This is a genomic window from Dehalococcoidia bacterium (assembly GCA_030018455.1).
Classification (GTDB): Bacteria; Chloroflexota; Dehalococcoidia; order DSTF01; family JALHUB01; genus JASEFU01.
This window is the reverse complement of the sequence record JASEFU010000002.1, coordinates 23,708-50,028: the sequence shown is the minus strand read 5'-3', so window position 1 is coordinate 50,028 and position 26,321 is coordinate 23,708. Positions and strand designations below refer to the sequence as shown.

Sequence of the window (26,321 nt, the reverse complement as noted above, 5' to 3'; positions counted from 1 at the left end):
TCTCTGTTCGAAGAAAGTCTAGATGGAGGCCATTTCCATGATGCGTTTGTCACGACGGTCTTTCCTCGCGGGAGCGGCCGGAGCCGCCGGGCTTGTCGCCCTTCGCTGCGGCGACGAGGACGGGGCGCCGTCCGAAGTGACGCCCACTGTCGGCGCCCCCAAGCGAGGCGGGACGCTGCGCCTCGGCAGCACCTTCCCCGCTCTCAGCATCGACCCTCACGCCGACGTGACGCTGGGACTTGCCTTTGCGCCGTACATCTACGGCTATCTGATGCACGAGATATATCACCTTAAGGGCCCGCCCACAATCATCTTCGATCACGCCGAGTCGATGGAGCAGCCCGACGACCTCACATACATCTTCAAGCTCCACAAGGGCATCCGCTTCCAGGACCTGCCGCCCGTAAACGGCCGCGAGCTTGTCGCCGACGACGTCCTCTACAGCTTTGACCGTATCGGCTCCATGGCGGCGGGTGCGACCCCCTTCTGGAAGACGGGGATCGCCAGCAAATCGGCGCCCGACCCGTACACCATCGAAGTGAAGCTTACCGGCCCCTACGCCTACACCATGGCGGAGTTCGGCGGACACCGCACAGCCATCGTGCCGAGAGAAGCGGTGGAACAGTTCGGCGACCTCGCGTCGCACGGCCTCGGCTCCGGCCCCTTCCAGGTGGAGAGCCTCTCGCGAGGCGAGACGATGGAAATGGTGCGCAACCCGATCTACTTCCGCGAGGGGATCCCCTATCTCGACGGCATGGCCTGGAGGATCATAGGCGACGACTCCAGCCTGAGGGCAGCCTTCAAGGCGCAACAGATGGACGTCTACGGCCCACCCACGAAAATACAGGCCGAGGACGTGGCGAGCGTGAGCAATAAGGTCGTTCTTGTGAAGAACCCGAGCATGACGATCTTCCAGTACTTCATGCATGAGATCACCGCGCCTGTTCTCCAGGACATACGCGTGCGCGAGGCCCTGGAGCGCTCCATCGACCGCGACGCCATGATCGAAAAGCTGGCCTTCGGCGAGGGCAAGGTCTGCGGCCCCGTCTCCTGGGGTCTGGAGTTCTGGTCGCTTTCCCAGGAGGAGCTGCGGGAGCGCTACAAGCGCGACGTCGCGAAGGCGCGGCAATTGCTGTCGGCCGCGGGCGCCGAAGACCTCACCCTTAGCATAAAGTTCTACGCCGGCCCTCCCGCTGACCTCGCGGCGATGATAAAGGAGCAGATGGGCGAGGCCGGCATCACCATAAACATGGTGCCGGTCGAAACGGCCACGTGGTACGCGGACCGGTCTGCTGGGAACTTCGAGTTGATGTGCCGCGAACAGATACCCTACCCGAGCGAGCAATACGTTCTCCAGTTCTTCCATACCAAGAACTGGACCAGAAACCAGCCGCCCACACATCTGCCCGAGCCTGAACTCGATGCCCTGCTCGACAAAATACTGGAGACGCCGGACATCGAAGAGCGGCAGAAGCTGGTGCTGCAGGTGACACGCATGGTGCTCGACCGGCACGGGCCGTTCGTGAGCTGTTTCGCCCCCTACGCCTTCACGGCGCGGTGGGACTACGTGAAGGGCTACGCGGAGGTCGAGCCCAACATGGTGCTGTTCACCTACGATATGTGGCTCGACAAGTAGGCGGCGTCGCTAACCGTCGCCCTCCTGAATGAGCGGCGGCAAATCGAGGCAGTTCGCGACCGTCTCCAGGTCCTTGTCGCCGCGGCCGGAGAGACAGACGACGACGACGGCGTCTTCCGGCAACCGCGAAGCCAGGCGCGCGGCATGGATGATGGCATGCGCCGGCTCCAGCGCGGGTATGATCCCCTCCGTTTCGCTGAGGAGCCGGAACCCTTCCAGCGCTTCGTCATCGGTGGCGGCAACGTACTCGGCCCGCTCCGACTCCTTGTAGGAGCTGTGTTCGGGGCCCACGCCCGGATAATCGAGCCCCGCGGAAACGCTGTGCGTGCCCAGCACCTGCCCGTCTGCGTCCTGAAGCAGATACGAGCGGGCACCGTGAAGGACGCCCGGCCGGCCCGCCAGCAGACTGGCCGCGTGCAGGCCGGATTCGAGGCCGCGGCCCGCCGCCTCCACGCCGAGAAAGCGCACTGAACCGTCGTCGTAGAAGGGGTGGAACAGGCCGATGGCGTTGCTGCCGCCGCCGACGCAGGCGACGAGATAATCGGGCAGGCGGCCGGCCTGCGCCAGCACCTGTTCGCGCGTCTCGCGGCCCACAATCGACTGGAACTCGCGCACCATCAGCGGGTACGGGTGCGGCCCCACAACGCTGCCCAGCAGATAGTGCGTGTTCCCCACGTTTGTCACCCAGTCGCGGATCGCCTCGTTGATGGCGTCCTTCAACGTGCGCGTACCGCTATCGACGACGCGAACCTCCGCGCCCAGCAGCCGCATGCGGAAGACGTTCGGGGCCTGGCGTCGCACGTCCTCCGCGCCCATGTAGACGACGCACTCGAGGTCGAGCATGGCGCAGACGGTAGCGGCAGCGACCCCATGCTGGCCGGCGCCCGTCTCGGCGACGACGCGCGGCTTCCCCATCCGCCGGCAGAGGAGCCCCTGGGCAAGGGCGTTGTTTATCTTGTGGGCGCCGGTGTGGGCGAGGTCTTCCCGCTTGAGATAGATGGCGGCGCCGCCCGCTTCTTGTGAAAGGCGCTCAGCGAAGTAAAGCGGCGTCGGCCTGCCGACATAGTGACGCAGCAGGTCATCGAGCTCGGCGCGAAAGGCGGGATCGGCCCAGGCGTCGGTAAACGCCGCTTCCAGCTCTGCGAGCGGCGACATCAGCACCTCGGGCACAAACCTACCGCCGAAGGCCCCGAAATAGCCTCCCTCGTCGGGCGGGTGGTTCACGTTACCGCTACCCCCTTCGCCGCCGCAACGAACTCCCGCATCTTCGCCGCGTCCTTCCGCCCGTTTGTCTCCACGCCACTGCTGACGTCGACGCACCAGGGACGCACAAAGCTCACGGCCTCCGCGACGTTGAGCGGCGTGAGCCCACCGGCGAGCACGAGCGGCATCCGCCGCGAGATCGCCGCCGCCAGGCCCCAGTCGCCGCGCCTGCCGCGCCCGTGGCTGCAATCGAGGGAGCAGAGGGCAACTCCCTGCGCGTTGAACATGGCGGCGAACGGGTCCTCGGCGTCGATCACTTTCTCATCGAGGGCCTTGATGACCGGCAGCTCGGCCAGCGAGCACCATTCCCACGGCTCGCTGCCGCTGAGCTGCACAAGGTCGGCGCCCGCCCGCGCCGACAGCGCGTTCACCTCTTCCATCGGCTGGTCCTGGAAGACGGCGACCAGCAGCGGCCGCTTGTTTGAGAGAAGTCGCTCCAGGGCGGCGGCGCTGCGCTGGAAGCGGGTGATGGGGTCGACGACGCCCGCCTGCAACACCTGGCCCGCGGACCCTTCGACGGCGCCGCCCAGCGCCTCCGATATCCGCCGCGCCGTCTCCACGGAGACACGCCGCCTGCTGGGGGCAAAGACGACGCCCACGAAATCGGCGCCTGCCTCCGCCGCCGCGACGGCGTCTTCCACTGAGGTACAGCCGCATATCTTTACCCGCGTCATTCCAAAAGCTCCCGCAGCTTCGCCGCCGGATCGGGCGCCGTCACCAGCGCCTCCCCGACGAGCACTGCATCCACGCCGAGCGCGGCCATCCGCTCGACATCTTCCCGCGCGCAAACACCGCTCTCGCCCACAACGACAATGCCCGGCGGAATGAGCGGGCGCAGACGCGCCGTGGTCGCCGTATCGACCTCGAACGTGCGCAGGTCGCGGTTGTTGATGCCGACGATATCGGCGCCGGCGGCGAGCGCCCGCTCTACCTCGGACTCATCGTGGCACTCGACGAGGCAGTCCATCTCGAGCCGGCGCGCCAGACCCAGCAGGTCGCGCAGACGTGCGTCGGAGAGGATGGCGACGATGAGCAGGACGGCGTCCGCGCCGCGCGCCCGCGACTCCCACACCTGGTAAGGGGCGAACAGGAAGTCCTTGCGCAGCAGGGCCGGCCTGTCGTCCCCGAATGCCTGCTCCAGGGCGCCCCGCGCGTGTTCCAGGGCCTCGATGTCCCCCTGGAAGTGACGCGCCTCCGTCACAATCGATATCGCGGCGGCGCCGTTCTCGGCGTAGGTGAGCGGCAGGCAACGGCACAGGTACGGGTCGGCGAGGACGCCGCGCGACGGCGACGCCCGCTTGACCTCCGCGATGATCTGCACATGTCCGGCCCGCGCGAGGCCGGGCGGCCCTTCAAGGAGGCGCTGCCGCAGCGAGCGCTGCCCTCCCGCTTCCCCGGGACGCCTGTTGAGCGCCTCGACGCGCTCTCGCAGCGCATCGAGAGGCTCCTCTTCCTGCCGCTGTGCCAGCTCTCTCTTCTTTCCCGCGACGATCCGCTCCAGGATCGCGGGGGCACCCCTAGCCAAGTTCGTTGCTCACCTCCACAAAGCCGCGCAGTTTGGCAGAGGCGGCGCCGCTGTCGATGGCCTCCGCCGCCTTCGCCACGCCTTCCGCAATCGTCTGCACCATCCCGAGGGCGGCGAGGCCAGCGGCCGCGTTCAGCAGCGTGAAATCGCGCAGAGGGCCCCGTTCGCCCTCGAGAACCGACCTAAGGCTGAGCGCGTTGTCCGACGGCCGGCCCCCTTTCAGGGAACCGGGCGGGTGGCTGTCCAGTCCGCCGTCTGCGGGGGTCAGCTCGCGCCGCTCGACAGCGCCCCGCTTTATCTCCCAGACATCCGACGGGCCGCTCACGCTGAGCTCGTCGAGCCCTTCCCGCCCGTGCACCACCAGCGCGCGCTCGCAGCCGAGCCGCAGCAGCACCTCCGCCAGCTTATCGCCGAGAGCGGCGTCGGCAACTCCGAGCACCTGGTAGCGCGCCCCCGCGGGGTTGCAGAGCGGCCCCAGGATGTTGAAAACGGTGCGTATTCCCATTTCGCGCCGCGGGCCGGCGGCAAATCGCATCGCCGGGTGGAACTGCGGCGCGAACATGAAACAGAAGCCGGTGCGCTCCAGGCAGCGGAGGGCGGCTTCCGGCGGCAAGTCTATCTTCGCGCCCAACGCCTCGAGCACGTCTGCGGAGCCGCAGTCGCTGCTCATGGCGCGGTTGCCGTGCTTGGCGACGAGCGCGCCCGCGCCCGCGGCGACGAACGCAGCCGCCGTGCTGACGTTAAAGCTGCGGGAGTTGTCGCCGCCGGTGCCGCAGGTGTCGAGCAGGGCGCCGTCGAAATCGACGCGGCACGCCTTCTCGCGCATGACTCGCGCCATCCCCGCGATCTCATCGACCGTTTCGCCCTTCATACGCAACGCCGTCAGGAAGGCGGCAAGCTGGGCGGGCGTCGCCTCGCCGGAGAGTATCTCCTCCATCACGGCGGCGGCTTCCTCTTCCGAGAGGTCGCGCCGCTCGACGGCGGCGGATATCGCCTCGCGTATCACGTCCCTACGTCCTCCCTCCGAGGAAGTTGCGCAGCAGGTCCTTGCCGACGGCTGTCAGCACCGATTCGGGGTGGAACTGCACCCCCTCCAGCGGCAGCTCGCGGTGACGCAGCCCCATCACAAGGCCGTTCTCCGTCCACGCCGTCACCTTGAGGCAGGACGGAACGGAGTCGCGGCGCACAATCAGCGAATGATAGCGCGTGGCTGGAAACGGGTTGGGAAGGCCGCAATAGACTCCCCTTCCGTCGTGGTGGATCTGGGACGTCTTGCCGTGCACGATCTCGCCCGCCCTCTCGACGACGCCGCCGAACGCTTCGCCGATGCACTGATGGCCGAGGCAAACGCCGAGTATCGGCACCTTGCCGGCGAGCCGCCGCACCACCTCGACGCTTATGCCCGCCTCCTTCGGCGTGCAGGGCCCGGGGGAAATGACGATCCGCTCTGGGGCCATCGCGATCACGCCCTCGACGTCCGTCTCGTCGTTGCGCACGACGCGCAAGGACGCGCCCAGCTCCGCCAGGTACTGGTAGAGGTTGTAGGTGAAGCTATCGTAGTTATCGATGAGGAGAAGCACGTCAGTCCTCCGCCACCGCTGCCGCCGCGCCCACCTGCTCCGCCTGCTCGATGGCTCGCAGCAGGGCGCCCGCCTTGTTGACCGTCTCCTCGTACTCGCGCTCGGGGACGCTGTCGTAGACGATGCCCGCGCCGACCTGCACGTGGGCCGTACCGCCTTTCATCACGATGGTGCGGATGGTGATCGCCGTGTCGAGGTTGCCCCGCAGGTCGAAGTAGCCGACGGCGCCGGCGTAGGGGCCGCGGCGGTCGGGCTCGAGCTCGGCGATGATCTCCATAGCGCGGATTTTGGGGGCGCCGGAGACGGTGCCGGCGGGGAAGCAGGCGCGCAGGGCGTCGAAGCACGTCAGACCGTCGCGGAGGCGGCCGGATACGCGAGAAACCAGGTGCATCACGTGGGAGTAGCGTTCTACCGCCATGCACTGTCCCACCTGCACGCTGTCCGGTTCGCTCACCCGGCCGATGTCGTTCCGGCCGAGATCGAGGAGCATGATGTGCTCCGCGCGCTCCTTTTCGTCCGAACGCAGCTCGGCCTCGAGGGCGGCGTCTTCGGCGGCGTCGCGGCCGCGCGGCCTGGTACCGGCGATGGGGTGCGTGGTGACCGTCCGGTCTTCGACCCGCACGAGCATCTCCGGCGAGGAGCCGACGATGTGCACGTCGCCGAACTGGAGGTAGTACATGTAGGGCGAGGGGTTGACGGCCCGCAGCGAACGGTACACCTCGAAGGGGGGCGCGTGGGTCGGGATCGAGAGGCGGCGCGACAGCACGACCTGGATGACGTCGCCGGCCATGATGTATTCGCGGGCCCGCTCCACCATGCGCAGGAACTGCTCGCGGCTGACGTTCGCCGAAGGGGCCGCCGGCTGGGAGGCGTCTTCTGAAGCTTGCCGGTAGACAGGGACGGCGAGCGGCTGCATCAGGCGGCCGACGTACTCGTCGATGCGCCATGTCGCCTGGCGGTATGCGGAGTCGATGTCGCCGTCGAGGCGGGCGTGGGTCACCACCTTTATCTTGTGTTCGAGGTGGTCGAAGACGAGGACGGTGTCGGCGAACATGAACATCGCTTCCGGTAGCGCCTGCGGGTCGGCTTCGGGCGCGGGGAGCCGTTCGAAGCGGCGGGCGGCCTCGTAGGAGAGGAAGCCGACGGCGCCGCCGTGGAAGCGGGGAATGCCGGGCACGGGCACGAGCTGGAAGCGTCGCAACTCGTCCTCAACCGCGTGCAGAGGGTCGACCGCGCTGTCGGCGTCGCTCTGGAGCAGGCGGTAGGGCTCGGTGCCGATGAAGCTGTAACGGCCGAGGTGCTCGCCGCCCTCAACGCTTTCGAGCAGGAACGAGTGACGGCCGCGTGCTACCTTCAGGTACGCGGACACGGGCGTCTCGAGGTCGCCCGCAACCTCTTTGAACACAGGCACGAGGTTGCCCTTGCCCGCCAGCGCGCGCGCCTCCTCAAGGCTCGGCCGATAGTCCGATGCGAACACCATGTTTCGCGCCGCCTCCGTACATAAACGAAAACCCCTCGCCGGAAGGGGCGAGAGGTTCAACTCGCGGTGCCACCCTTGTTATCACGGACGGGCCGTGACATCTCTCTTCGGGTACGGCCTGACCGCTTTCGACGGCCGGCGATACCCTGGGCTCTGCTAACGGTGCCCTCTCCGGCGAGCCCTACTACGCGACGATGTCGGGTTTCGGGCCGCGGCTCCCGGGTCCATTCCATCCGCTGCGCCGGCGCCGGCTTCCACCTGTATCCGGCTCTCTGCATCCTTCCGCGGAAGGACAGGCCTCGCTTCGCGTTGTACTAGTCCCGATCTACGCCTGTTGCTTTTCGATTGTGCCAGAGACTATAGCAGTCGACGCATAACGCTGTCAAGCGGCTCACCGCTCTGTGGGCTGCCGAACCGCCACTCCCGCGCCGCTCGCGCGCCCGCAGCCACAGGAGGTTGAAAGACCCCCATGTCGTTTCGCTTGGGCGACCTGCCTGCCAGTAGGCAGGCCCGGCAGAGGGGGAAACCCCCACCTGCGCTCCTCCAGAACATCAGGGCGCTCACCGGGTCGCTTGCGATAGCGTGCGCACGTACTCCCGCAGCCTCTCTTCGGCCGCGTCCGGCGGCGACCGCTCGATCACGTCGATGATCGCGCTCCCCACGACGGCCGCGTCGGCCAGCCCTCGCAGCGACCGCACGTGCTCCGGCCGCGAAATGCCGAAGCCGACCGCAAGCGGAAGGTCGGTGTGGCAGCGGACGCGCTCAAGGAATGCGGGAAGCTCAGGCGGCAACTCATCGCGCGCCCCGGTGACGCCGGTCACGCTAACGCAGTAAATGAACCCGCTCGCCTTTCGCGCGACCCGCCTGATCCTTCCCTCCTCCGAGTTGGGCGCCAGCAACAGGATGTTGTCGAGGCCGGCGGAGCGGCAGGCGGCGTCCAGCTCGCCGCCCTCCTCCGGCGGCAGGTCGACGACGATGAGCCCGTCGACGCCGGCGGTGGCGGCGGTGTCAACGAAGCGCTGGACGCCGAATGCGAGCAGGGGGTTGTAGTAGCCCATGAGGATGAGCGGCGTGCCGCCCGTTCCTGAGCGTATCTCGCGGGCGATATAGAGGCAGCCGGCGAGCGTCGTGCCCGCCTGCAGCGCTGCATGGCTCGCCCTCTCGATCGTCGCGCCGTCGGCGAGGGGGTCGCTGAAGGGCATGCCCAGCTCGACCATGTCGACGCCGCCCTCGATGAGAGCGCGGACGAGTCGCGGAGTGGCCGCCGGCTCGGGAAAACCGGCGGTCAGGAAGGCCACGAGCGCCGGCCGGCCCTCCGCCCGCGTTTTCGCAAGGGTCTCGCTAATTCGTCCCAACTTCCGGTCCGGCCCGTTAGTGCTAGACGGTCTCGGCCGGCCTGGTCATCCGCCTGGCCTTTTCCAGGAACTCGGGCAGCCGCTTGTTGATCTCCAGCTTGTTGAACTTGCCGACGCTCGTTTTCGGGATATCGTTGGTGATGACCACGTACTCGGGCAGCATCCAGCGGGTGATCCTGCCCTTCTCCACGCCTTCCGACATGAGGAACTTGATCAGGTCTTCCTCCGTTTGCGTCGCTCCGGGCGCGAGGGAGACCAAGGCCATGGGGCGCTGGCCCCAGACATCGTCCGGCACGCCGACGAACGCCGCTTCGAGGACGAAGTCGGCGGAGGCGGCGATATTCTCCAGGAGTACCGTAGGCACCATCTCCGAGCCGCTGCGGATCATGTCGCTTATGCGGTCGACGATGGTGATATAGCCGTCCTTGTCGACCTTGGCGACGTCGCCGGTATGGAACCAACCGTCGCGCCAGACCTCCGCCGTGCGCTCGGGATCGTTGTAGTACTGCTCCATCACCCAGGGGCCGCGAAGGACGATCTCGCCGATGGTGGCGTCGTCACGCGGCACGGGGTTCATGTTCTCGTCGACGACCATCGCCTCGATGCCGGGCACAGGGATGCCGGTCTTCACCATGATCTTCTCGAGTTCCTCCTCCGGCAGGTCGGCGTGGTACTTCTTGATGAAGGCGGTTATGGTGACGGGCGCCGTCTCCGTCATTCCGTAGCCGGAACCCGCCCGTATCTGGGGTATCACCTTCTCCGCCTTCAGCTTGAGCCCCAACGGCAAGGCGCCGCCGCCGACGGAGCACGCCTTGATGCTGCTCAGGTCGTATTTTGACAGATCGGGGTACTCGATGATCATCGCCAGCATCGTCGGCACAAGGGCGGTGCTCGTCACCTTCTCGTTCTGCACCAGCTCACAGAAGCCATCGACGGTGAAGAAGCCGGGGAGCACGAGCTTCGTGCTGGTGAAGACGGCCATGTAAGGCGCGCCCCAGCCGTGGATGTGGAAGAGCGGGACGTTGAGAAGGGTGACCCCTCGTTCGCCGAGGTGTTCTCGCTCGGGGTCGTTGCTGAGCACGCCGAGGGTCATGAGATGGAGGCACATGAGGTAGAGTGCGCGGTGGGTGAACATGACACCCTTAGGAAGGCCCGTCGTGCCCGTCGTGTAGCAGAGGGTGGCGTACGTGTCCTCATGTAGCATCGGCCAGTCGAACTCGAACGGCTGTCCTTCCACCACCTCGTGATAGGTGAGAAGGGCCTCGATCTTCGTCTCCGGGCGTCCCGGCTTATCGGAGAGGTAGACGAATCTCTCCACCGTCCCTTTAATACGGTCGTAGATGCGCTCTACCAAGGGGAGGAACAGGTCGTCGAAGAAGATGATCTTATCGCCGCCGTGGGTGATGACGTGGACCATGTGGTCGAGGGAAAGCCGCATGTTAATGGGATGGAGCACGGCGCCGAGGCAGGACACCGCGTAGTAGAGCTCGAGGTGATAGTGGTTGTTGAGGGCGATGGTCGCCACCCTGTCACCGGGCTCGTTCGGCTTGCCCGGCCTGACGCCGAGCGCCTTGAGGGCGTTGGCCAGGCGGCAGGTGCGCCTGTACCATTCGCCCCAGGTGAAGCGGAAGTACTCGCCGGTCTGCGGGTTGCGGTAGACGATGGCCTCTTCATCGGGGTAGAGGTTCACAGGTCTCTTCATAAAGGCGGTGAGAAGGAGCGGGTAGTTCTTGCTGTACTCTGGATAGGTCCTGGCTTTCATCTCCTGCCCTCTTTCGCTTCAAGCCGTCGGAATGCGGAGCGAAGGACTCCTGCGGCGGCGCCTGCGTGGTACTTGCGCAAGACGCAGCAGCAGAGAATATACCACCGAAGGCGAATTCAGGTCACGCCGTGCGCCAATCGCGGGGCGGCGCGGAAACGCGAGGCTAGCGTCCCGGCGCCCAGACGCGCGAGATGAACTTATCGATGTCGAGGGCGGGCACGGTCATGATCTGCAACGTGCCCCTCGAACCGAGCTCCACGGAGATCCTGACGATTGTCTCGTTGTTCTCCGCCTCGATGACGTTGATGAAATCGTACGGGCCGAGGGTAGCGTACTGGGCGAGCACTTTGCCGCCCATCGCCTCGACTTCCTTGTTTACCTCCCTGATGCGCTCGGGCCGGTTCTTGATCGTCTTGCGGCCCTGCTCAGTAAGGTTGGTCATCATGATGTACAGGCCCATGCGTCTCTCCCTTCAGGTTGAGGTGGCTCAATGATACCGCCCTTTCGCCCCGTGTCAATGGACGTTCCTTCAAGTCCAGGGGGAGTCCAGAGGGGGTGTCTCTTCCGTCAGGGGTCCGGGGCTGTCCCCCAGGTTCTCTTAAGGGCCTGTGGGCGGGCCGGGAGATCGGCGTCTGTGTTACGGCGATGACGCCGACGCAGCGCATAGAGGGCGTCGGAGAGCGCATCGATGGCCGCGATACCGTCAGGGGGCGATCGTCACTTCGCTGAGGTCGGAGACCTCCACGTCCGCGCCGTTCGAGGCGAGGACGTTCTCCTCATGCGAGCGATTCACCCCCACCACCAGCCCAAAGCCACCGGCGCGTCCCGCCTGCACCCCCGCGATCGCGTCCTCGAAGATGACCGCCCTCTGCGGCGATACACCAAGGCGTCGCGCGGCCTCAAGAAGCGTCGCCGGGTCGGGCTTGCCGGGCAGCTTCAGCTCGGCGGCGACCACGCCGTCGACCCGCGCGTCGAACAGATCGAGCGCGCCCACCGACTTCAGTATGGGAACGCAGTTCCGGCTGGCGGAGAAGATGGCCGTCTTCAACCCTTTCGATCTTGCGTCCTTTATCAGGTCGATGGTGGAGGGAAACGCCTCTGCGCCCTGGCTTTCGAGCTGGTCCAGGAAGTAGCGGTTCTTCTGGTTGCCCAGCCCGTACACCGTCTCCTTTCCCTCGCCGTCGTCGGGGGCCCCCTGAGGGAGGCTGATGCCGCGCGACTCAAGGAAGCTGACCACGCCGTCGAAGCGGGGCTTGCCGTCGACGTAGAGACGGTAGTCTTCGAGGGTAAACGGCTCGAAGGGACGGCCTTCTCTTTGCGCCCGCCTGCGGAGGTAGTCGTCGAACAGGCGCTTCCAGGCGGCGGCGTGGACGGCGGCCGTCTGCGTCACGACGCCGTCAAGGTCGAAGATGAGGGCGTCGAATTGGCCGCGGGAAATCGTGACGACGGCAGTCAACGGCTCGCTCCAGTCGGGGCGCTTGCTTTCATTATAGCAGCATGGGAAGCGAGCACAACGCGACCAGAAACTTGCAGGCACTCATCCTCTCGGCCTGCCCGTCGCCGCGTACTGGGCCGCCATCTCCGTCAGCAGCCGCTCCGCCTCGTCCACGATCTGCCGCACGAGCTGTCCCGCGGGCACGATGTCGTGGATGAGGCCGCTGCACTGCCCGGCGAAGGCGCAGCCGCGCTCCATCTCGCCATCGAGGACGGCGCTGACCAGGTTCTCGCCCGCCACCGCAAACTGGAGCGGGAACGGCTTGATCTCGTCCTGTCGCTGCTCCCACTCCTCCGTCCAGGCGTTGCGCAGCGTTCGCGCCGTCTTGCCCGTGTAGGCGCGCGTAACAACCGTCGCGTTGTCCGCAGCTTCGACGAGCGCCTGCTTGTAGTTGAGGTGGGCGAAGGCTTCGTCGGTGGCGATGAAGCGAGTGCCCATGAGGACGCCACACGCTCCGAGGGCGAGCGCCGCGATCAGCCCGCGCCCGTCGACGAACCCGCCAGCCGCAACGACCGGACGCGGCGCGACCGCCTCCACGACCTGCGGGACGAGGGCGAGGGTACCGATGCGCCCCGTGTGGCCGCCTGCCTCGTGTCCCTGCGCGACGATTATGTCGACCCCGTCCTCGGCGCAGCGGCGAGCGTGACGCAGGTTGCCGACAAGCGCTATCACCTTCATCCCCTCGTCGTGCATGCGCGCAACGGCGGCGCCCGGACTCCCCAGGCCGGAGACGAAGACCGGCGGCCGCTCCTCAAGGACGACGTCGAGCGCCTCTTCGAGACCGGGGGCGTTCTCCGCCAGCAGGAGGTCGACGCCCCAGGGTCTGTCGGTCAGGTCCCTCATGCGGCGCATCTGCCCGCGCAAGGTCTCGGAGGTCAGCATTGTCCCGCCGAGGACGCCCAGTCCTCCGGCGTTGGAGACGGCAGCGGCCAGGTCAGGCTGGGAGACGCCCGCCATGCCGGCGAGTACTATCGGGTGCTCGATTCCGAGCATCTCCGTCAGTTGCGTCTTGAACATCGCGCGCTCCTTTCCCCCCGCCCTTCGGTAGACGCGGAAAGACGAGAATTGCCCTCAAGTATAGCCGCCGTCCCGCCTCCGTCAACAGCGCTTCCCAGAAGGTGGCGGCGGGCATGCCCGCCCGATGGTCGCCGCAAGCGGGCGGCCCGGTCCGCGAGAGCGCGTTTAGGGGCAAAGTACGGTCGAATGCTATACTCGGAAGAAACCCCCTGACAAAGGACCACGGTTGACCGCAAGAGCCATCTTCGTCCTGGCGGTACTGGGCTGCGTATGGGGCGCGTCATTTCTCTTCATAAAGGTCATCGTTGAAGAGACGTCACCGTTCACCCTTGTGGCCGTCCGCCTCACGCTGGGGGCGCTGCCCATGCTCGTCATTGTGGCTGTGAAGCGCCCCGCAGTGGCGGCGCCGCGCGCCATCGTCCCCAACACGACGCTCATGGCCGTCTTCGCGACCGCCCTTCCCTTTCTGATGATCTCCTGGGGAGAGGAGCATATCGATAGCGGCATCGCCGCCGTCCTCAACTCGACGGTGCCCCTGTGGACGGCCCTGATCGGCGCGGTGTTCCTCCCCCACGAACGCCTCGGACTCACCGCGCTGGTGGGCATAGCGATCGGCTTCGGCGGCGTGCTCATCCTCACAGGCTCCGACATCACCCGCATCACGGACAGCAGCCTGCTGGGGCAACTGGCCGTCGTGGGGGCGGCGCTTTCCTACGGGGGCGCGCTCGTGTTCGCGCGGATGAAGCTTGTGGGCGAAGACCCGGTGCTGGTGACGGCCCTCCAACTCTGGATCGGGGCGCTGCTGATGTGGCCGGTGGCCTTCGTTGCCGCCTGGGGAACGCCGGACATCGACGTGAGCGCGAAGGCCTGGCTATCGTGGCTGACGCTCGGCGTGCTGGGGACGGGGCTCGCCTACATCGCCTACTACTGGCTCATCGTCAACGTGGGCGTCCTCGCGTCGGCGGTGACCTACATACCACCGGTGATCGGGCTCGTGCTGGGCGCGTTGGTGCTCGACGAGGTGATAGGGGTAAACGTCGCCGTGGGGGCGGTAGTCATCATTCTCGGCGTGCTGACGCTTGCGGGACGGCTCGACTTCCTCACGCGGGCGACCAGGGGCCGGCGAAGTCAGGCGAGGCGGTAGCGAAAGACGCCGTCCTCGATCTCTTTGGCGACGCGGCCTGCCAGCAGCAGATGCTCGAGGTGCGCCAGCGTCTCGCGGACGGCGGCGCCCTGCATCGCGAAGTCGAAGTCGCGGAACTCGCCCGTCACCCACGTCACGTCGTGCGCGATCTCGTACGCCGTCTTCGGCCCGTCGCGCAGCGTGGCGAGCACCTCCTCCATGCGCGCCTCGTGGTGGCTCTCGATCTCCTCCAGCCGCTGCCGCAGGTTATCGAACGCGAACTCGTGGGCGGGCAGCACGCGCCGCACCTCCAGCGGCTTCAGGATCGCCAGCGACCGCAGGAAGTCGCCCAGCGGGTCGCTGCCGGGCTGGCCCGTGAAGCTGACGTGTGGCGTGATAACGGGCAGGACGTGGTCGCCGCTGATGAGCAACTGTTGCGACCGCTCGTAGAGGCAGATGTGGCCGGCGGAGTGCCCCGGCGTGTGAACGACCTCCCAGCGGAAGCCTTCGCCTTCGATGGTCTCGCCGCCACGGAGGAGACGGTCGGGCTGCGCCCTGAGCACGATGTTGCGCAGCATCTGACCGGGCACCGGCATGTCCATCGCCTCACTGCGGGGAACGCCGTGCATCGTGAGGAAGCGGTGGATTTCCCGCACCGCGCCTTCGACGTCGTCGACATAGGGGCGCACCGCCTGCCAGTCGCGCTCGTGCAGCAGCACCTCGGAGCCGGCAGCTTCGCGCACCTTCGCGGCGAGACCGTAGTGGTCGTGGTGCATGTGGGTGAGGACGAGGCGCCGAATCTCGCTGACGGGCGCGCCGATCTCGGAAAGCTGGCGCTTGAGGGCGGTGAACGCCTGCTCGCTGTTCCAGCCGGGGTCGACGAGGGTGTAGCCGCCTTCGCTCCGAAAGAGGTAGGAGAGGACGTATTCGAGGGGCCCGGGCATGGGCACCTTTATCTGGTAAAGACCGGGGGCTATTTCCACTCGCTTGCTTTCTGCTGCGGGAATCGTGCTAAGTCTTCGACTCGGCCTCGAGGTCCGACTCCACCATCATCTGCACCAGCCCCTCGAACGAGACGGTAGGCTTCCAGCCCAGCTTCGTCCGCGCCTTCGTCGAGTCGGCGCAGAGGTGGTCGACCTCCGCCGGCCTTATGAACTTGGGGTCGCTGCGCACGTAGTCGCGCCAGTCGAGCCCGAGGTGTCGGAACGCCAGCTCCGCGAACTCGCTGATCTTGTGGCACTCGCCGCTGCCGATGACGTAGTCGTCCGCCTCGGGATGGTTCAGCATCATGTGCATCGCGCGGACGTAGTCGCCGGCGTAGCCCCAGTCGCGCTCGGCGTCGAGGTTGCCGAGCAGCAGCTCCTTCTGGCGCCCCAGCTTGATGCGGACGGCCGCCTGCGTGATCTTTCGGGTCACGAACTCGGGGCCCCGTCGCGGCGACTCGTGGTTAAACAGGATGCCGCTGCAGGCGAAGATGCCGTAGCTCTCGCGGTAGTTGACGGTGATGTAGTGGCCGTAGACCTTCGCCACGCCGTAGGGGCTGCGGGGGCGGAAGCACGTGTTCTCGTTCTGGGGCGTCTCCTTCACGCTGCCGAACATTTCGCTGCTCGACGCCTGGTAGAATTTGATGCCGCCGGCCGCGCTGCGCGACGGCGAGGCGGCGGTGACGATGCGTATCGCCTCGAGCATGCGGAGGACGCCGAGGCCGGTGATCTCGCCCGTGAGCTCGGGCTGGTTCCAGGAGAGGGGCACGAAGCTGACGGCCGCCAGGTTGTAGACCTCGTCCGGCTGCACCTTCTGGATGACGCCGATGAGCGACGCCTGGTCGAGGAGGTCGCCGAGCTCGATCTCGACGTCGGGCAGGATTTTTTCGACGACCTGCCGCTTGGGGTTGTTCTGCCCGCGGATGAGCCCGTAGACGCGGTAGCCGTTGGCGAGGAGGTGTTCAGCGAGATAGGAGCCGTCCTGTCCGGTGATGCCGGTGATGAGAGCAGTTGGCACTGACAACCCCTCCTTGAGCGAGGTGCGGAGGCCCTTCGGCGGAATCCGTGCATATTCTATCTTTGCCCGCAGTAGCTGTCGAGGTTCCGAGGAGCGGGAGGAACGACATCAGGGCGAAGCGGCCTAAATACCCGCGTGGAATCGAGGAGAGGAATCAGGCCGCGAATAGCTCCAGAAGATCAGACAGGTCAGAGAGCTGATCCGTTCTGCCATCGACCTGAGCCACATCGACCACTAGTCTCCTGCAAACGTGGAAGACTCGGTCGATCCGGTAGTCACTAATCACTTTGTCAAGCCGAGCCGGACTGAATTCGTTAGTTACGACGTAAAACTTGAGGCGAGGAACAAGGGTCTTGAAATAGGCGCACTCGTCTTTTAGGTCTTTTAAGCGGTCGTGGCGCAGGCTCCACTTCGCCGATATCAATGCAATTTCAGAGCCCTTATGCCCCACCACAATATCGGGTTTAGAGCGCGGCGCCTCTCTTATTCCTCTGAAGACGACCTCTCCGATGGCCTCTTCAGTAAAGTACGCGTAGTGACGCGACGAAAAATGCTCCAAGAGAAGGAGAAGCGATGTCACAAAGCCGATGCCAAGGGGGTTCTGCCGCTGAGGCGCCCGGGTGAAGATTTCGCTCTTCAGAAGGAGATCGACCTCTTCGACCACCTTATCGGGCGCACACCCGAACTCTTGAGCCAGGGCATCCCTCACCGCTGCAGCTCGCGATGTCCACTTGGGCCTCAAGAGTTGGTCCGCTTCGATAATATGGGGCAGGCCGTCCTGGAACCAGAGAAGCAGCTGATAAACGCCCCGCCATGCCGTGGCAGGGCTTGCAACATGCGGGCGCAACACTCGAAGTGCTACTTGCTTATACTCGTCGCGGGTCGGCATACCTTATGATTTCACGAAGGCGACCACCTCTTCGCCGTGCATTCGCGCTTCGATCCCCTCTTTGTTGCTCACGCGGCTCACCGGCATGAGACGTCGATCCCGGTCTATTGAACGTTCCTTGACGCCTACGACCTTCAAGCCAACGGACTCCCCCAGCTCGGCTAGTATCAAGGCGGTGGGAATGCAGATACCGCGTACGGTCGAGGAACCGACAACTACGATGGCCGCACGCCCCGCTCGCAGAACGCGATATACTTCGCCGAGCGTCTCCCGCATATCACGAAAATAACGCCCAATGATGCGTGCTCGGCGCCTGTCCACGCGCTCAACATTCGCCAAGATGGAATTGCACGTCGTGCTCGGAATACCCTCACCTGGAGCCGATCCCAACTCTGCCCCGATGTACCGCGTTCTGAGGCGGGACAGAGTACCTATTCTGTACCCAAGCCAAACAAGGGAGAACTTGTGGGCACGGACGTAGTCGATTGCGTTGGCGTACGGAGGTGAGGTCACTACCAGATCGATGCTGCTGTCCGTGAGCGGAAGGTGCCTGCAATCGGAGCGAACGACGTAAGCAGTACCAGGCCACGATTCGATTTCGCCCAGCATACCCTGAAGCTTTCCAGCCTTCTCCGCAAACGACTGGATAGCGCTCTTGACACGTTTCCCGTCTACTCTGTGCGGCCTTGAGTGAGCCAGGTCTCGGGCCATAGAAACGCCGCCGCTTTTCGTGACGATGATCGAGGAGAGCAAGACATCGAAGAGACGGCGGTAAGGAGGCGATGTCAGCCTGATGATAGCGGCTCTGAGCGCCCCCAATTCCGCAATCGTGTCGGGCAGAAACCAGTAGCGCACGAAATCGGCGGATTCGGGGTCGAGCGACGAAAGGACTGTTTCGGCGTACCGAGAGCCTCCGTTCGCGACGAGGATCTGGGCATAATCGGTCACGGCCTCGGTTAGTGAGGCAACCGCCTCGCAGTCGACCGCAGTCGTTTTGGCTGCCGATATCGCAGTGGCTAAAGGATCCAGATCAGCCCCGATTCCCACGCGACCGCACAGCGCCGCCTCGACGATCGCCGTTCCCGAACCTGCCATGGGGTCAAGCACCCGCTCTCCAGGCAAGGTAAGGTCTTCTATGAACGCCCTCGGCAACTGGGGAGGGAACTTGGCGGCAAAGGCGTGAGTGTTGTGGCTTGCGTATGCGGTGCGATGGCCAGCGAAACTCAGGTCTCGCTCAAGTCGCGCCCTAAGCTTCCTCTCGATAGGAGAAGCGCCGTAGAGGAGCTGAACAGGCTCGCCGATGTGCGTCATTAGCTTGTGGAAATAGTAAACGAGTTATGTCATTTAGTCGAAGATGCTACCATCAGCGGCACAATACACAAGGGCGACCCTTAGGTCAATAAGACTCGAGGTAGGCGATCCCCCCCAAGTTGACACCTAGAGTGCCTTGTTGATATAAATACGGCTGCACTCATAGCAGCAGACCGACCCCCAATTAACACAGCGGAGGCTCAGCGTGGAGTGGAAGAACTATAAGGAGCGTTCCCAGGTCTACGGGCTTGCCATTTGCGCCACCAGCGCCGTCGCCGGACTCGTCTTCCTGCTCGGGGTGCTCCGCAAGAGCTACTGGGCGCTGGCCCTGCCCGTAGTCATCGGCTTTCTCGGGGCCCTTTACGTCGCCTTCTGGATCGGGCGCGCCCTCATCACCACGCCCCTCGAGCCGCCGGCGCAGGACTAACGACGCCGCGCCAGTATCTCCTCGTACAGGGCGGCGGTCTTGCGGGCGGTCTCGCGCCACGTGAAGCGCTCCTGTATGCGCCGCCTTCCCGCTTCCCCGAATCGCGCCCTCAACTCAGGGTCCGACATCATGCGCCGGATGGCGTCCGCGAGCGCCTGCGCGTCGCCGGGCGGCACCAGCCATCCCGTCTCATCGTGCGCTACCACCTCGGGAAACGCCCCCGCCGTCGTGGCGATGACGGGCGTGCCGCAGGCCATCGCCTCCGCCGCCGGCAGCCCGAACCCCTCGTAGACCGAAGGCGACACCAGTATCTCCGCCCGGTTGTACAGCCGCACCAGCTCGTCGGTCGGAACGCGGCCCGTGAAGGTCACGCGCGTGCCCAGGCCCCAGCGCCGGACGAGCGTGGGCACCATCTTCAGCGCGCCCTTCGGATTGTCGACGAACGTCAGCCGGATGTCCGGCCGGTCGCTCAGCAGGTGCAGCGCTTCCAGCAGGTAGCGCGCCCCCTTGTTACGGTCCTCCGAATTCCCCACGAAGAGGATGCTGTTCGGCTCCTTCTCGACCCCCTCCAGCGGACGGAACGTGTCGATGTCGACCCCGTCGTGGATCACCTCGATGTGCGACGCCGGCGCCGAGAAGGTCTTCTGAATCGACAGCGCGGAGTTGTGGGAGCCGGTGATGATCTTGTCGACGCGGCGCATGACGAGGTGCTGCATGATGAACGGGTAGAAGACGATCCAGCGCAGCTTCTCCCGCACCGTCCTCGCCTGCATCACCGCATTGTGGCGGTCCACCGCCAGCGGATGATGGATGTTGGCGACGACAGGCATCCCCGAGAGCTTTATGAGCAACGTGCCGTAGCCCAGCACCTGCACGTCGTGGACGATATCGAAGCGGCGCTCGGGCTGGACGCGGCGCAGACGGTCGTAGGCGCGGAGGCTGAACGCCGACATGTTGGAGAACATGCCGAACCGTGTGGTGCCGAGCTCGTAGAAGTTGACCGGTCGCAGGAACTCGCGCGGGTGGCGGCTGTGGAAGAAATCGACGAATTTGAGCGTGCCCGCCACCTCGAACAGACTGAACGTCTCGAGCTCATCGACGGTCACGCCGGGCGCCGTGTCCGGCCGCGGCGGCCCGACGATGACGTGCGCCTCGTGCCCCAGGGCCGCCATCTCGCGCGTGACGTGGCAAAGGTACACGCCCTGGCCGCCCGAGTGCATGTTCCCCTGGTGCAGCAGATAACAGATCCTCATCGCCTTCCCAACACCTCTTCGTACACCTGCGCCGTTCGCTGCGCCGTGAGACGCCAGGTGAAGCGCTCGACGGCGCGCTGCCGCCCCGCCTCTCCCATCCGCCGGCAGAGCGCGGGGTCGGATAGCAGGCGGCGGAGCGCCTCCCCCAGCGCGTCGGGGTCGCCGGGCGGGACGAGGATGCCCGTCACGCCGTCCTCGATTATCTCCGACAGCGCGCCGGCGCTCGTAGCGACGACAGGCACGCCGCAGGCCATCGCCTCCACCGCAGGCAGCCCGAAGCCCTCGTACAGCGAGGGGCAGGCCACCACCTGCGAGCGGCAGTAGAGCCGCACCAGCTCCTGTGTGTCGACGTACGGCAGCACGCTTATGTTCTTATCGAGATGGTACCTGTCTTTCAGCGCCTGCACCAGCTTGAGCTGATCGGCGGGACGGTGATCGAGGAACCGCAGGTGAAACGGGAGGCGGTGCCGCAGGGGATGCAGCGCCTCCAGCAGGTAGCGCGCCCCCTTGTTGCGGTCCTCCGAGTCGCCGACGAACAGGATGCTGGCCGGCTCCTTCTCGACGTCTTCCAACGGACGGAACGTGTCGACGTCGGCCCCGTAGTGGATGACGGTAAGGCTCTCCGGCGGCAGATGGAGGTCGTTCTGTATTGACGCCGCGGAGTTGTGCGAGCACGTCAGCACGCGGTCGATGCGCCGGGCGACGAACTCCTGCATTACCCAGGGGAACCAGAGGTACGCCTGCGCCTTCACGTGCGGCCCCTTCGCCTGGGCGACCCGGTTGCGGCGGTCTATCGTCAGGGGATGGTGAATGCTGGCGACAACCGGCAGCCCCTTCTTCTTCATGAGGAGGATGCCGTAGCTGAGGGTCTGGTTGTCGTGGACGATGTCGAACGGCGTTTCCTGGTGCAGCTCGTGCAGCTTCAAATACGCGCGCATGCTGAAGGTGAACAGCAACGAGCCGAGCGAGATGCGGGTCGCGGCGAACTCGTAGAAATTGAAGGGGTGGAAGAAAAGAAGGGGGTTCGTGCGGTAACGGTACTCCTCGGCGTCGTGCCAGAAGTCCCACCCGCGGTACGTCTTAAGGCCGTGAAACCTGACCCCCGCTTCCACCTTCGGGAACGGCCTGCCGGCGATGACGTGCACCTCATGGCCGAGGCGCGTCAGCTCGCGGCTCAGGTAGTGCGCAAACACCCCCTGTCCGCCCGACGACATGCTTCCCTGGTAGACGATGAGCGCGACCCTCAACCCGCGTCCCCCTCGGTTGTAGATGCGGGCGTCGCGGCCGGTTTCCGCCCGTAGAAGACGCGCTCCTTGCCCAGCACAAGGTTAAGCGCCGCCTCGAGCCGTTCCAGGGGCCGCGCCCGCAGCCCGTAGTGCAGGTCGACCAGCTTGCCGAAGAAGCGCGTGATGGGGAAGCTCTCGTTCTCGACGCCGAACGCGCAGAGGATGAAGTAGTACAGGGCCTGCACCGAGTGCCGCAGCCTCTGCGCGTACACTTCGAGTCCTGCCTCCCTGAGCATCTTCTCCACTACCCCCTGTCGATAGATTCGGACGTGGCCCACGGAAGGCCGGTAGGCCGCCGACAGCGCGGAGTAGACGGTCTCCGGCCAGTAGCTCGGCACGCTGACGGCGAGGAGACCGCCCGGCTTCAGCACGCGCGCCAGCTCGCGCACGACCGCGAGGTCGTCGGGGACGTGCTCCAGCACCTCCGTGCATACGATCTTGTCGAAGAGGCCGTCCTTGAGCGGCAGGCGCTGGGCGTCGGCCTGCACGAAATCGCCCGTACCCACGGCCTCATGCGCCCACCGCTTGTAGGCGAGGAGGTAGCGCGCGACCCGCAGGTCCTGGCGGTTAACGTCGATGCCCAGAAGGCGGCAGTCCCAGAGGCAGATCTCGCTTGTGTGGCGGCCCGGCCCACATCCGACGTCGAGCACGAGATCGCCCGTTTCCAGCGGAAGATGGCGCCGCAGGTCAACGGTGACGATGTTATCGGGCATGGCTTTTGCTCAACGGACGACTCGACTCTCCTTTGCCGATGCGTCATATCCGGCGGGCGGCTTCGACGCGTACATTACGAAGCTCTTCGGCAGGACGCGGTCACCGATGCGCTCGACGAATCGGAGCGCTTGCGAGTCCTCCCGCGTCTTTCGCTCAACGAAGTGCTCCCACGCGGAGGGAATCCGGCTCTCGGAGGCGCCTTCCCCAACAGCGAACGAGAACAGCCAGTAGAGGCTCTCCAGAGAATGACGGCTGCGACGGGCGTATGGCAAGAGGCCCTCGCTCTTCAGCAAGGCGCTCAGACGCCGCCCGCTGTAGACTCGCAGGTGCTCTTTCATCGACAGCCCCCGCAACGAAAGCAGCCGCCAGTACAGCGTCTCGGCGGCGTAGGCAGGCACGCTGACCGCCATGGTCCCACCGGGCCGCAGGACACGCGCCAGCTCCCGCGCGACGAGCGCGTCGTCGGGCACGTGCTCCAGCACCTCGGTGCATATTACGCGGTCGAACGAGGCGTCGGCGAACGGCAGTCTGTCGCCGTCGCCGACGAGGAGGTTCGCCTTCGCCCGCATCTCGCCGTCGCATATCAGACAGTAAAGGTAGCCCTTGCAGAAGAGCAGCTCTTCGGGGTCACGGTCGACGCCGACGACGTAGCAGGGGCGGCGGCACGCATCGACAACGTGGCGTCCGGTGCCGCAGCCGACATCGAGTACACGGTCGCCCGGCGTGAGCCGCAGCAGACCGAAATCGACGGTGAGCAGGCGTGGGTGCGCGGCGCCGCGGGCGCCGTCGCGGTAGCGGTAGGTGGGGGCCTCCGGACGGTGGGCGCCCTTCGCGGGCAGACGGCTGTCAAGAAGGCGGTTTTCGGGCATAGAGGATACGGTCCTTGCCCAGGACGGGGTTTGCCAGCGCTTCCAGGTTTTCGAGGAGGCGAACCCTGCGCCGGTAGTGCCACTGGACGAACTTCTGGAAGTACCTGGTGATGGGGAAATCCTCGTTATCGATGCCGAACGTGCAGCGGATGAACCAGTAGGCAGCCTGGATGGCGTGGCGCAACCTCTCCGCGTACAGCTCGAGCCCGCTTTCGCCCAGCATGCGCGCCATCTGGTGCGGCTTGTAGATGCGGATGTGGCCGCCGGGAGAGTGCCAGTATCCCCAGGATATCGTCCAGAAGACCACCTCCGGGATGTAGTTCGGCACGCTGACGGCGATCAACGCCCCCGGCTTGAGCACCCGCACCAGCTCGGCGATGCCCGCCCTGTCATCCGGTATGTGTTCGAGCACCTCCGTGCAGACAACCTTATCGAAGGCGGCGTCCTTGAACGGCAGGCGCTCGGCGTCGGCGGCGACGAAATCGGCGTGGCCCAGGGCCTCGCGCGACTCCCGCTTGTACGCCCAGAAGACCTTCGCCGTCTTGAGGTCGTCGACGCTGAGGTCGACGGCGACGGCGCGGCACTCCCAGCGGCATATTTCGACGGTGTGGCGCCCGGTGCCGCAGCCCACGTCGAGCACGCGGTCGCCCTTCTCGATGGGGAGATAGCGCCGGAAGTCAACGCTGACGATGTTGTCGGGCGTGGCCGCTCACCCCCCTTCGCCGCGGACCTTCTTGTAGACCTCCACCACCTCGAGGGCGTTCTTGCGCCAGTTGAAGCGTTCCATGATGCTCTGCCGCGCCGCCTTGCCCAAGCGATTCCGGAGGGCGGGGTTTTCCAGCAGCATACGTATGGCTTCGGCGAGGGCGGGCGCGTCCGCCGGCGGGACAAGCCAGCCGGTGCGGCCGTGCTCGATCACTTCGGGGAAGGCGGGCGCGGTCGTGGCGATGACGGCGCGCTCGCAGGACATGGCCTCGGCGGCGGGCAGGCCGAACCCCTCGTACAGCGAGGGCGACACGAGGACTGTCGCGCGGTTGTAGAACTGCACCAGCTCTTCAGTGGAAACGCGGCCGACGAAGGTGACGTGGGTATTCAGCCCGTACCTTCGCACCAGCTCCGGCGCCAGCTTCAGGCTCTTCTTATCGTTATCGATGAGGACGAGATTGAACGGTATCTCGTCCTTCAGCATCGCCAGGGCCTCGAAGAGGTAGCGGGCGCCCTTATTGCGGTCCTCGGAGTTGGTGTTGAAGAGGATGGTGTTGGGCGCTTCCGTCACGTCCGGCAGCGGGCGAAAGGTGTCGGTATCGATGCCGTTGTGGATGCGGGTCATGAGTTCGCGGGGGACGTGGAACATGCGCTCGACGGCATTCGTCGTCGCTTCGGAGACGGTGATGATGTGGTCGACGCGGCGGGCGGTGAACTCCTGCATGATCCAGGGGAACCACAGCAGGCGTCGCGCCCGCTCGTACAGCGTCCGCGACTGCATGATGCTGTTTCGGAGGTCGACGGAGAGGGGGTGATGGAGCGTCGCGACGACTGGGCATCCCAGGGTCTTCATGAGGAGGATGGGGTAGCTAAGGGTCTGGTTGTCGTGGATGACGTCGAACGGCTGCTCTCGCGAAAGCCGCTTCAGTTCGAGATAGGCGCGCATGCTGAACGTCAGCAGCAGCGACGAGAGGGCGACGCGGGTGGAGACGAGCTCGTAGAAGTTGATGGGGTCGAAGTGCGACAGCGGATGACGGTGAAAGACGAAGTGGCGCTTGTAGTGGAAATAGCTCCAGTAGCTGTGGGTGTAGAGGTTGTGGCAGACGACGCCGTCGTCCGTCTGCGGGAACGGCGGGCCGGCGATGACGTGCACCTCGTGTCCGAGGCGGGCGAGCTCGCGGGTAAGGTAGTAAGTGTAGATGCCCTGCCCGCCGGAGTACATTCCGCCCTGGTACATGATGAATGCGATTCTCATGCGGCCGTCCCCATGCCTCCACCTGATGAAGATATCGACGGGGAGTCTGGAAGTCTTTTGGTATCTTACAGGAGGGTGTGGCGTGAGTCTAGCTTGAGCGGTAGCGACACCGGGGGAGTCCAGAGGGGCCCTCCCCTCTGGCGGGGGTTTGCAGGGGGTGTCCCCCTGATTCCGAACCACGCCTGTGAGTGGGCGGGCCTGCCTGCCGGCAGCAGGTGGGAAGAGGGGCGTTTATGTTACGGCGACGGCGACGGCGCCGCACAAAGGCAGAGCTGGACAAACCGGCACTAAGCGTCGTCTGACCTGAGAGTGACCAGGGGCCGGAGCCCCGCCAGCGCCCGCACGTACTGCATCTCGCGATACGCCTGCTCCGCCAGCGACGCGTCGCCGCTGAGTATGAGCCCGGCAATGCGCTGCCGGAACGCGTTCTCCTGCGCTCGCCTTCTCGCTTCCTCGTCCACTTGGTCCTCCTCGTCGGGCGGCAGTTCCACCCGCGCTATCGCATCCCATAGCCGCGGGCGCTCGCGTTCGATGTGCTCGAAGCTCCACCACGAGAGCATGCGCGCGCCCCGCTCGACCGCCGCCTTCGCCCAGCGCTCGAGCTCCTCGGGCGTGACGCTGCCGTAGGCCCCGCCGGCCGGCGCGATGGGGAGCGTATCGAGCCCTTCGCGGCGGAAGGCGTCGTAGCACAGCTCGACGGCCCGCTCCGGCGACACGCCCATCGCGTTGTGGTACGCCTGCGGCATCACGGCGCGGCAGTAGCGATTGAAGACGCCGTACGGCAGGCGACGGTGACAGTCCGGCTGAGCGAGCGGCGCGTACAGCAGCGGGAAGCCGGGGCCGGCGGCGTCGCGTATCGCCTGCAGGTAGCGTTCGGCGGTGGCACCGGGATCGGACGGGTAGCGCTCGTACTCCGATTCGACGTCGATCACATAGACGTCGGGGCCGCGATATGACGGATGCGGGCGCTCAGTGATGAAGCGCGCCGCCGTCGCCGCTTCCTCCGACGCCGTTCGCTTGAGGTCGCCGTAGATCGCGGTGGGCGTATCGCAGCCGTAGACGTAGCCCCAGCAGCCGGCGCGCAGTCCCTCCTGCTGGAGGGCGTGGACGATCTCCCAGACGGGGCGTCCCTGGTCGAAGGGGTGGCCGCCGTCGTCGCTCTTGACGAAGGCGCCGCGACATCCGGCGTCCCTGAGGCGTCGGGCGACGGCCTGCGGGTCGCCGTCGAGGCAGCGACGCCAGTTCCATATCCAGACCCACTTGCCGCTGAGCACGCCGCGAGTATAGCCGTCGCCGCCCCGATATCCGACGGTCGACTGGCACCCGGAGCTTGGCGGCGCGGAGCAGCAGCAGATGACGCCGCTTTAGGCGCTGT

At 65.8% G+C, this 26,321-nt stretch carries 25 protein-coding genes; 3 read left to right on the top strand and 22 right to left on the bottom strand.

Annotation, left to right across the window (positions count from 1 at the left end; translation table 11 throughout):
- The first annotated feature begins 22 nt into the window (after positions 1-22).
- On the top strand, positions 23-1,636 hold the full coding sequence (locus tag QME71_03695) for an ABC transporter substrate-binding protein (protein MDI6857402.1): 1,614 nt from the start codon (positions 23-25) through the stop codon (positions 1,634-1,636).
- Positions 1,637-1,645: 9 nt separating this feature from the next.
- On the opposite strand, the gene trpB is transcribed toward QME71_03695, so the two are convergent.
- The 11 genes from trpB to QME71_03640 form a co-directional block, all read right to left on the bottom strand.
- Positions 1,646-2,860 (bottom strand): tryptophan synthase subunit beta, encoded by a 1,215-nt coding sequence (gene trpB / locus QME71_03690; GenBank protein MDI6857401.1) that lies wholly within the window; start codon positions 2,858-2,860, stop codon positions 1,646-1,648.
- Positions 2,857-3,573, bottom strand: coding sequence for a phosphoribosylanthranilate isomerase (locus QME71_03685; GenBank protein ID MDI6857400.1), 717 nt, complete (start codon positions 3,571-3,573; stop codon positions 2,857-2,859). Before QME71_03685 ends, trpB begins: the two co-directional genes overlap by 4 nt.
- The gene (gene trpC / locus QME71_03680) at positions 3,570-4,424 is read right to left on the bottom strand and encodes an indole-3-glycerol phosphate synthase TrpC (GenBank protein ID MDI6857399.1); all 855 of its coding nucleotides are present in this window, start codon (positions 4,422-4,424) and stop codon (positions 3,570-3,572) included. Before trpC ends, QME71_03685 begins: the two co-directional genes overlap by 4 nt.
- Positions 4,417-5,430, bottom strand: coding sequence for an anthranilate phosphoribosyltransferase (gene trpD, locus QME71_03675; protein MDI6857398.1), 1,014 nt, complete (start codon positions 5,428-5,430; stop codon positions 4,417-4,419). Before trpD ends, trpC begins: the two co-directional genes overlap by 8 nt.
- A 4-nt stretch (positions 5,431-5,434) precedes the next feature.
- Entirely contained in the window at positions 5,435-6,004 is a 570-nt protein-coding gene (locus QME71_03670; protein MDI6857397.1) for an aminodeoxychorismate/anthranilate synthase component II, read from the bottom strand.
- Between the two features lies 1 nt (position 6,005).
- A complete protein-coding gene (gene trpE / locus QME71_03665; GenBank protein ID MDI6857396.1) occupies positions 6,006-7,484 on the bottom strand; it encodes an anthranilate synthase component I in 1,479 nt (492 codons plus the stop codon).
- Between the two features lie 560 nt (positions 7,485-8,044).
- Entirely contained in the window at positions 8,045-8,839 is a 795-nt protein-coding gene (gene trpA / locus QME71_03660; protein MDI6857395.1) for a tryptophan synthase subunit alpha, read from the bottom strand.
- Positions 8,840-8,861: 22 nt separating this feature from the next.
- A complete protein-coding gene (locus QME71_03655) occupies positions 8,862-10,601 on the bottom strand; it encodes a long-chain-fatty-acid--CoA ligase (GenBank protein ID MDI6857394.1) in 1,740 nt (579 codons plus the stop codon).
- 163 nt (positions 10,602-10,764) lie between these two features.
- Entirely contained in the window at positions 10,765-11,061 is a 297-nt protein-coding gene (locus tag QME71_03650) for a GYD domain-containing protein (GenBank protein ID MDI6857393.1), read from the bottom strand.
- A gap of 243 nt (positions 11,062-11,304) precedes the next feature.
- Positions 11,305-12,057, bottom strand: coding sequence for a beta-phosphoglucomutase family hydrolase (locus tag QME71_03645; protein ID MDI6857392.1), 753 nt, complete (start codon positions 12,055-12,057; stop codon positions 11,305-11,307).
- 81 nt (positions 12,058-12,138) lie between these two features.
- The gene (locus tag QME71_03640; GenBank protein MDI6857391.1) at positions 12,139-13,113 is read right to left on the bottom strand and encodes a nitronate monooxygenase; all 975 of its coding nucleotides are present in this window, start codon (positions 13,111-13,113) and stop codon (positions 12,139-12,141) included.
- Between the two features lie 226 nt (positions 13,114-13,339).
- On the opposite strand from QME71_03640, the gene QME71_03635 reads away from it, so the two are divergent.
- Positions 13,340-14,257, top strand: a complete 918-nt coding sequence (locus QME71_03635; GenBank protein ID MDI6857390.1) for a DMT family transporter — start codon at positions 13,340-13,342, stop codon at positions 14,255-14,257.
- On the opposite strand, the gene QME71_03630 is transcribed toward QME71_03635, so the two are convergent.
- The 4 genes from QME71_03630 to QME71_03615 all read right to left on the bottom strand — a co-directional run bounded on the left by QME71_03630 (position 14,242) and on the right by QME71_03615 (position 18,437).
- Positions 14,242-15,219 (bottom strand): MBL fold metallo-hydrolase, encoded by a 978-nt coding sequence (locus tag QME71_03630; protein MDI6857389.1) that lies wholly within the window; start codon positions 15,217-15,219, stop codon positions 14,242-14,244. The genes QME71_03635 and QME71_03630 overlap by 16 nt on opposite strands.
- A 28-nt stretch (positions 15,220-15,247) precedes the next feature.
- Positions 15,248-16,237: a GDP-mannose 4,6-dehydratase gene (locus QME71_03625; protein MDI6857388.1), complete on the bottom strand. Its 990-nt coding sequence runs from the start codon at positions 16,235-16,237 to the stop codon at positions 15,248-15,250.
- A 154-nt stretch (positions 16,238-16,391) separates the two neighbouring features.
- Complete coding sequence (locus tag QME71_03620; protein MDI6857387.1) at positions 16,392-17,126, bottom strand: hypothetical protein; 735 nt, start codon at positions 17,124-17,126, stop codon at positions 16,392-16,394.
- 3 nt (positions 17,127-17,129) lie between these two features.
- Entirely contained in the window at positions 17,130-18,437 is a 1,308-nt protein-coding gene (locus tag QME71_03615) for a DNA methyltransferase (GenBank protein ID MDI6857386.1), read from the bottom strand.
- Between the two features lie 205 nt (positions 18,438-18,642).
- On the opposite strand from QME71_03615, the gene QME71_03610 reads away from it, so the two are divergent.
- The gene (locus QME71_03610) at positions 18,643-18,864 is read left to right on the top strand and encodes a hypothetical protein (protein ID MDI6857385.1); all 222 of its coding nucleotides are present in this window, start codon (positions 18,643-18,645) and stop codon (positions 18,862-18,864) included.
- Here QME71_03610 and QME71_03605 read toward each other — a convergent pair.
- The 7 genes from QME71_03605 to QME71_03575 form a co-directional block, all read right to left on the bottom strand.
- Positions 18,861-20,117: a glycosyltransferase family 4 protein gene (locus tag QME71_03605; GenBank protein ID MDI6857384.1), complete on the bottom strand. Its 1,257-nt coding sequence runs from the start codon at positions 20,115-20,117 to the stop codon at positions 18,861-18,863. The genes QME71_03610 and QME71_03605 overlap by 4 nt on opposite strands.
- Positions 20,114-21,364 (bottom strand): glycosyltransferase family 4 protein, encoded by a 1,251-nt coding sequence (locus QME71_03600; protein MDI6857383.1) that lies wholly within the window; start codon positions 21,362-21,364, stop codon positions 20,114-20,116. Before QME71_03600 ends, QME71_03605 begins: the two co-directional genes overlap by 4 nt.
- On the bottom strand, positions 21,361-22,116 hold the full coding sequence (locus QME71_03595) for a class I SAM-dependent methyltransferase (GenBank protein ID MDI6857382.1): 756 nt from the start codon (positions 22,114-22,116) through the stop codon (positions 21,361-21,363). The genes QME71_03600 and QME71_03595 overlap by 4 nt, the downstream gene beginning before the upstream one ends.
- A 9-nt stretch (positions 22,117-22,125) precedes the next feature.
- Positions 22,126-22,986: a class I SAM-dependent methyltransferase gene (locus tag QME71_03590; GenBank protein MDI6857381.1), complete on the bottom strand. Its 861-nt coding sequence runs from the start codon at positions 22,984-22,986 to the stop codon at positions 22,126-22,128.
- Positions 22,964-23,644: a class I SAM-dependent methyltransferase gene (locus tag QME71_03585; protein ID MDI6857380.1), complete on the bottom strand. Its 681-nt coding sequence runs from the start codon at positions 23,642-23,644 to the stop codon at positions 22,964-22,966. The genes QME71_03590 and QME71_03585 overlap by 23 nt, the downstream gene beginning before the upstream one ends.
- 51 nt (positions 23,645-23,695) lie before the next feature.
- Positions 23,696-24,946: a glycosyltransferase family 4 protein gene (locus QME71_03580; protein MDI6857379.1), complete on the bottom strand. Its 1,251-nt coding sequence runs from the start codon at positions 24,944-24,946 to the stop codon at positions 23,696-23,698.
- Positions 24,947-25,233: 287 nt separating this feature from the next.
- Positions 25,234-26,220 carry a hypothetical protein gene (locus QME71_03575; protein MDI6857378.1) on the bottom strand — a complete coding sequence of 329 codons (987 nt, stop codon included), beginning with the start codon at positions 26,218-26,220 and terminating at the stop codon, positions 25,234-25,236.
- Positions 26,221-26,321 lie beyond the last annotated feature (101 nt).

What these genes read in the sequence shown, in the direction of transcription:
- QME71_03650 (MDI6857393.1), bottom strand. Translation starts at nt 11,061, where the DNA reads ATGGGCCTGTACATCATGATGACCAACCTTACTGAGCAGGGCCGCAAG.
- QME71_03620 (MDI6857387.1), bottom strand. Translation starts at nt 17,126, where the DNA reads ATGCCGACCCGCGACGAGTATAAGCAAGTAGCACTTCGAGTGTTGCGC.
- QME71_03640 (MDI6857391.1), bottom strand. Translation starts at nt 13,113, where the DNA reads ATGTTCAAGACGCAACTGACGGAGATGCTCGGAATCGAGCACCCGATA.
- QME71_03595 (MDI6857382.1), bottom strand. Translation starts at nt 22,116, where the DNA reads ATGCCCGATAACATCGTCACCGTTGACCTGCGGCGCCATCTTCCGCTG.
- QME71_03615 (MDI6857386.1), bottom strand. Translation starts at nt 18,437, where the DNA reads ATGACGCACATCGGCGAGCCTGTTCAGCTCCTCTACGGCGCTTCTCCT.
- QME71_03590 (MDI6857381.1), bottom strand. Translation starts at nt 22,986, where the DNA reads ATGCCCGAAAACCGCCTTCTTGACAGCCGTCTGCCCGCGAAGGGCGCC.
- QME71_03655 (MDI6857394.1), bottom strand. Translation starts at nt 10,601, where the DNA reads ATGAAAGCCAGGACCTATCCAGAGTACAGCAAGAACTACCCGCTCCTT.
- trpE (MDI6857396.1), bottom strand. Translation starts at nt 7,484, where the DNA reads ATGGTGTTCGCATCGGACTATCGGCCGAGCCTTGAGGAGGCGCGCGCG.
- QME71_03605 (MDI6857384.1), bottom strand. Translation starts at nt 20,117, where the DNA reads ATGAGGATCTGTTATCTGCTGCACCAGGGGAACATGCACTCGGGCGGC.
- QME71_03580 (MDI6857379.1), bottom strand. Translation starts at nt 24,946, where the DNA reads ATGAGAATCGCATTCATCATGTACCAGGGCGGAATGTACTCCGGCGGG.
- QME71_03685 (MDI6857400.1), bottom strand. Translation starts at nt 3,573, where the DNA reads ATGACGCGGGTAAAGATATGCGGCTGTACCTCAGTGGAAGACGCCGTC.
- QME71_03695 (MDI6857402.1), top strand. Translation starts at nt 23, where the DNA reads ATGGAGGCCATTTCCATGATGCGTTTGTCACGACGGTCTTTCCTCGCG.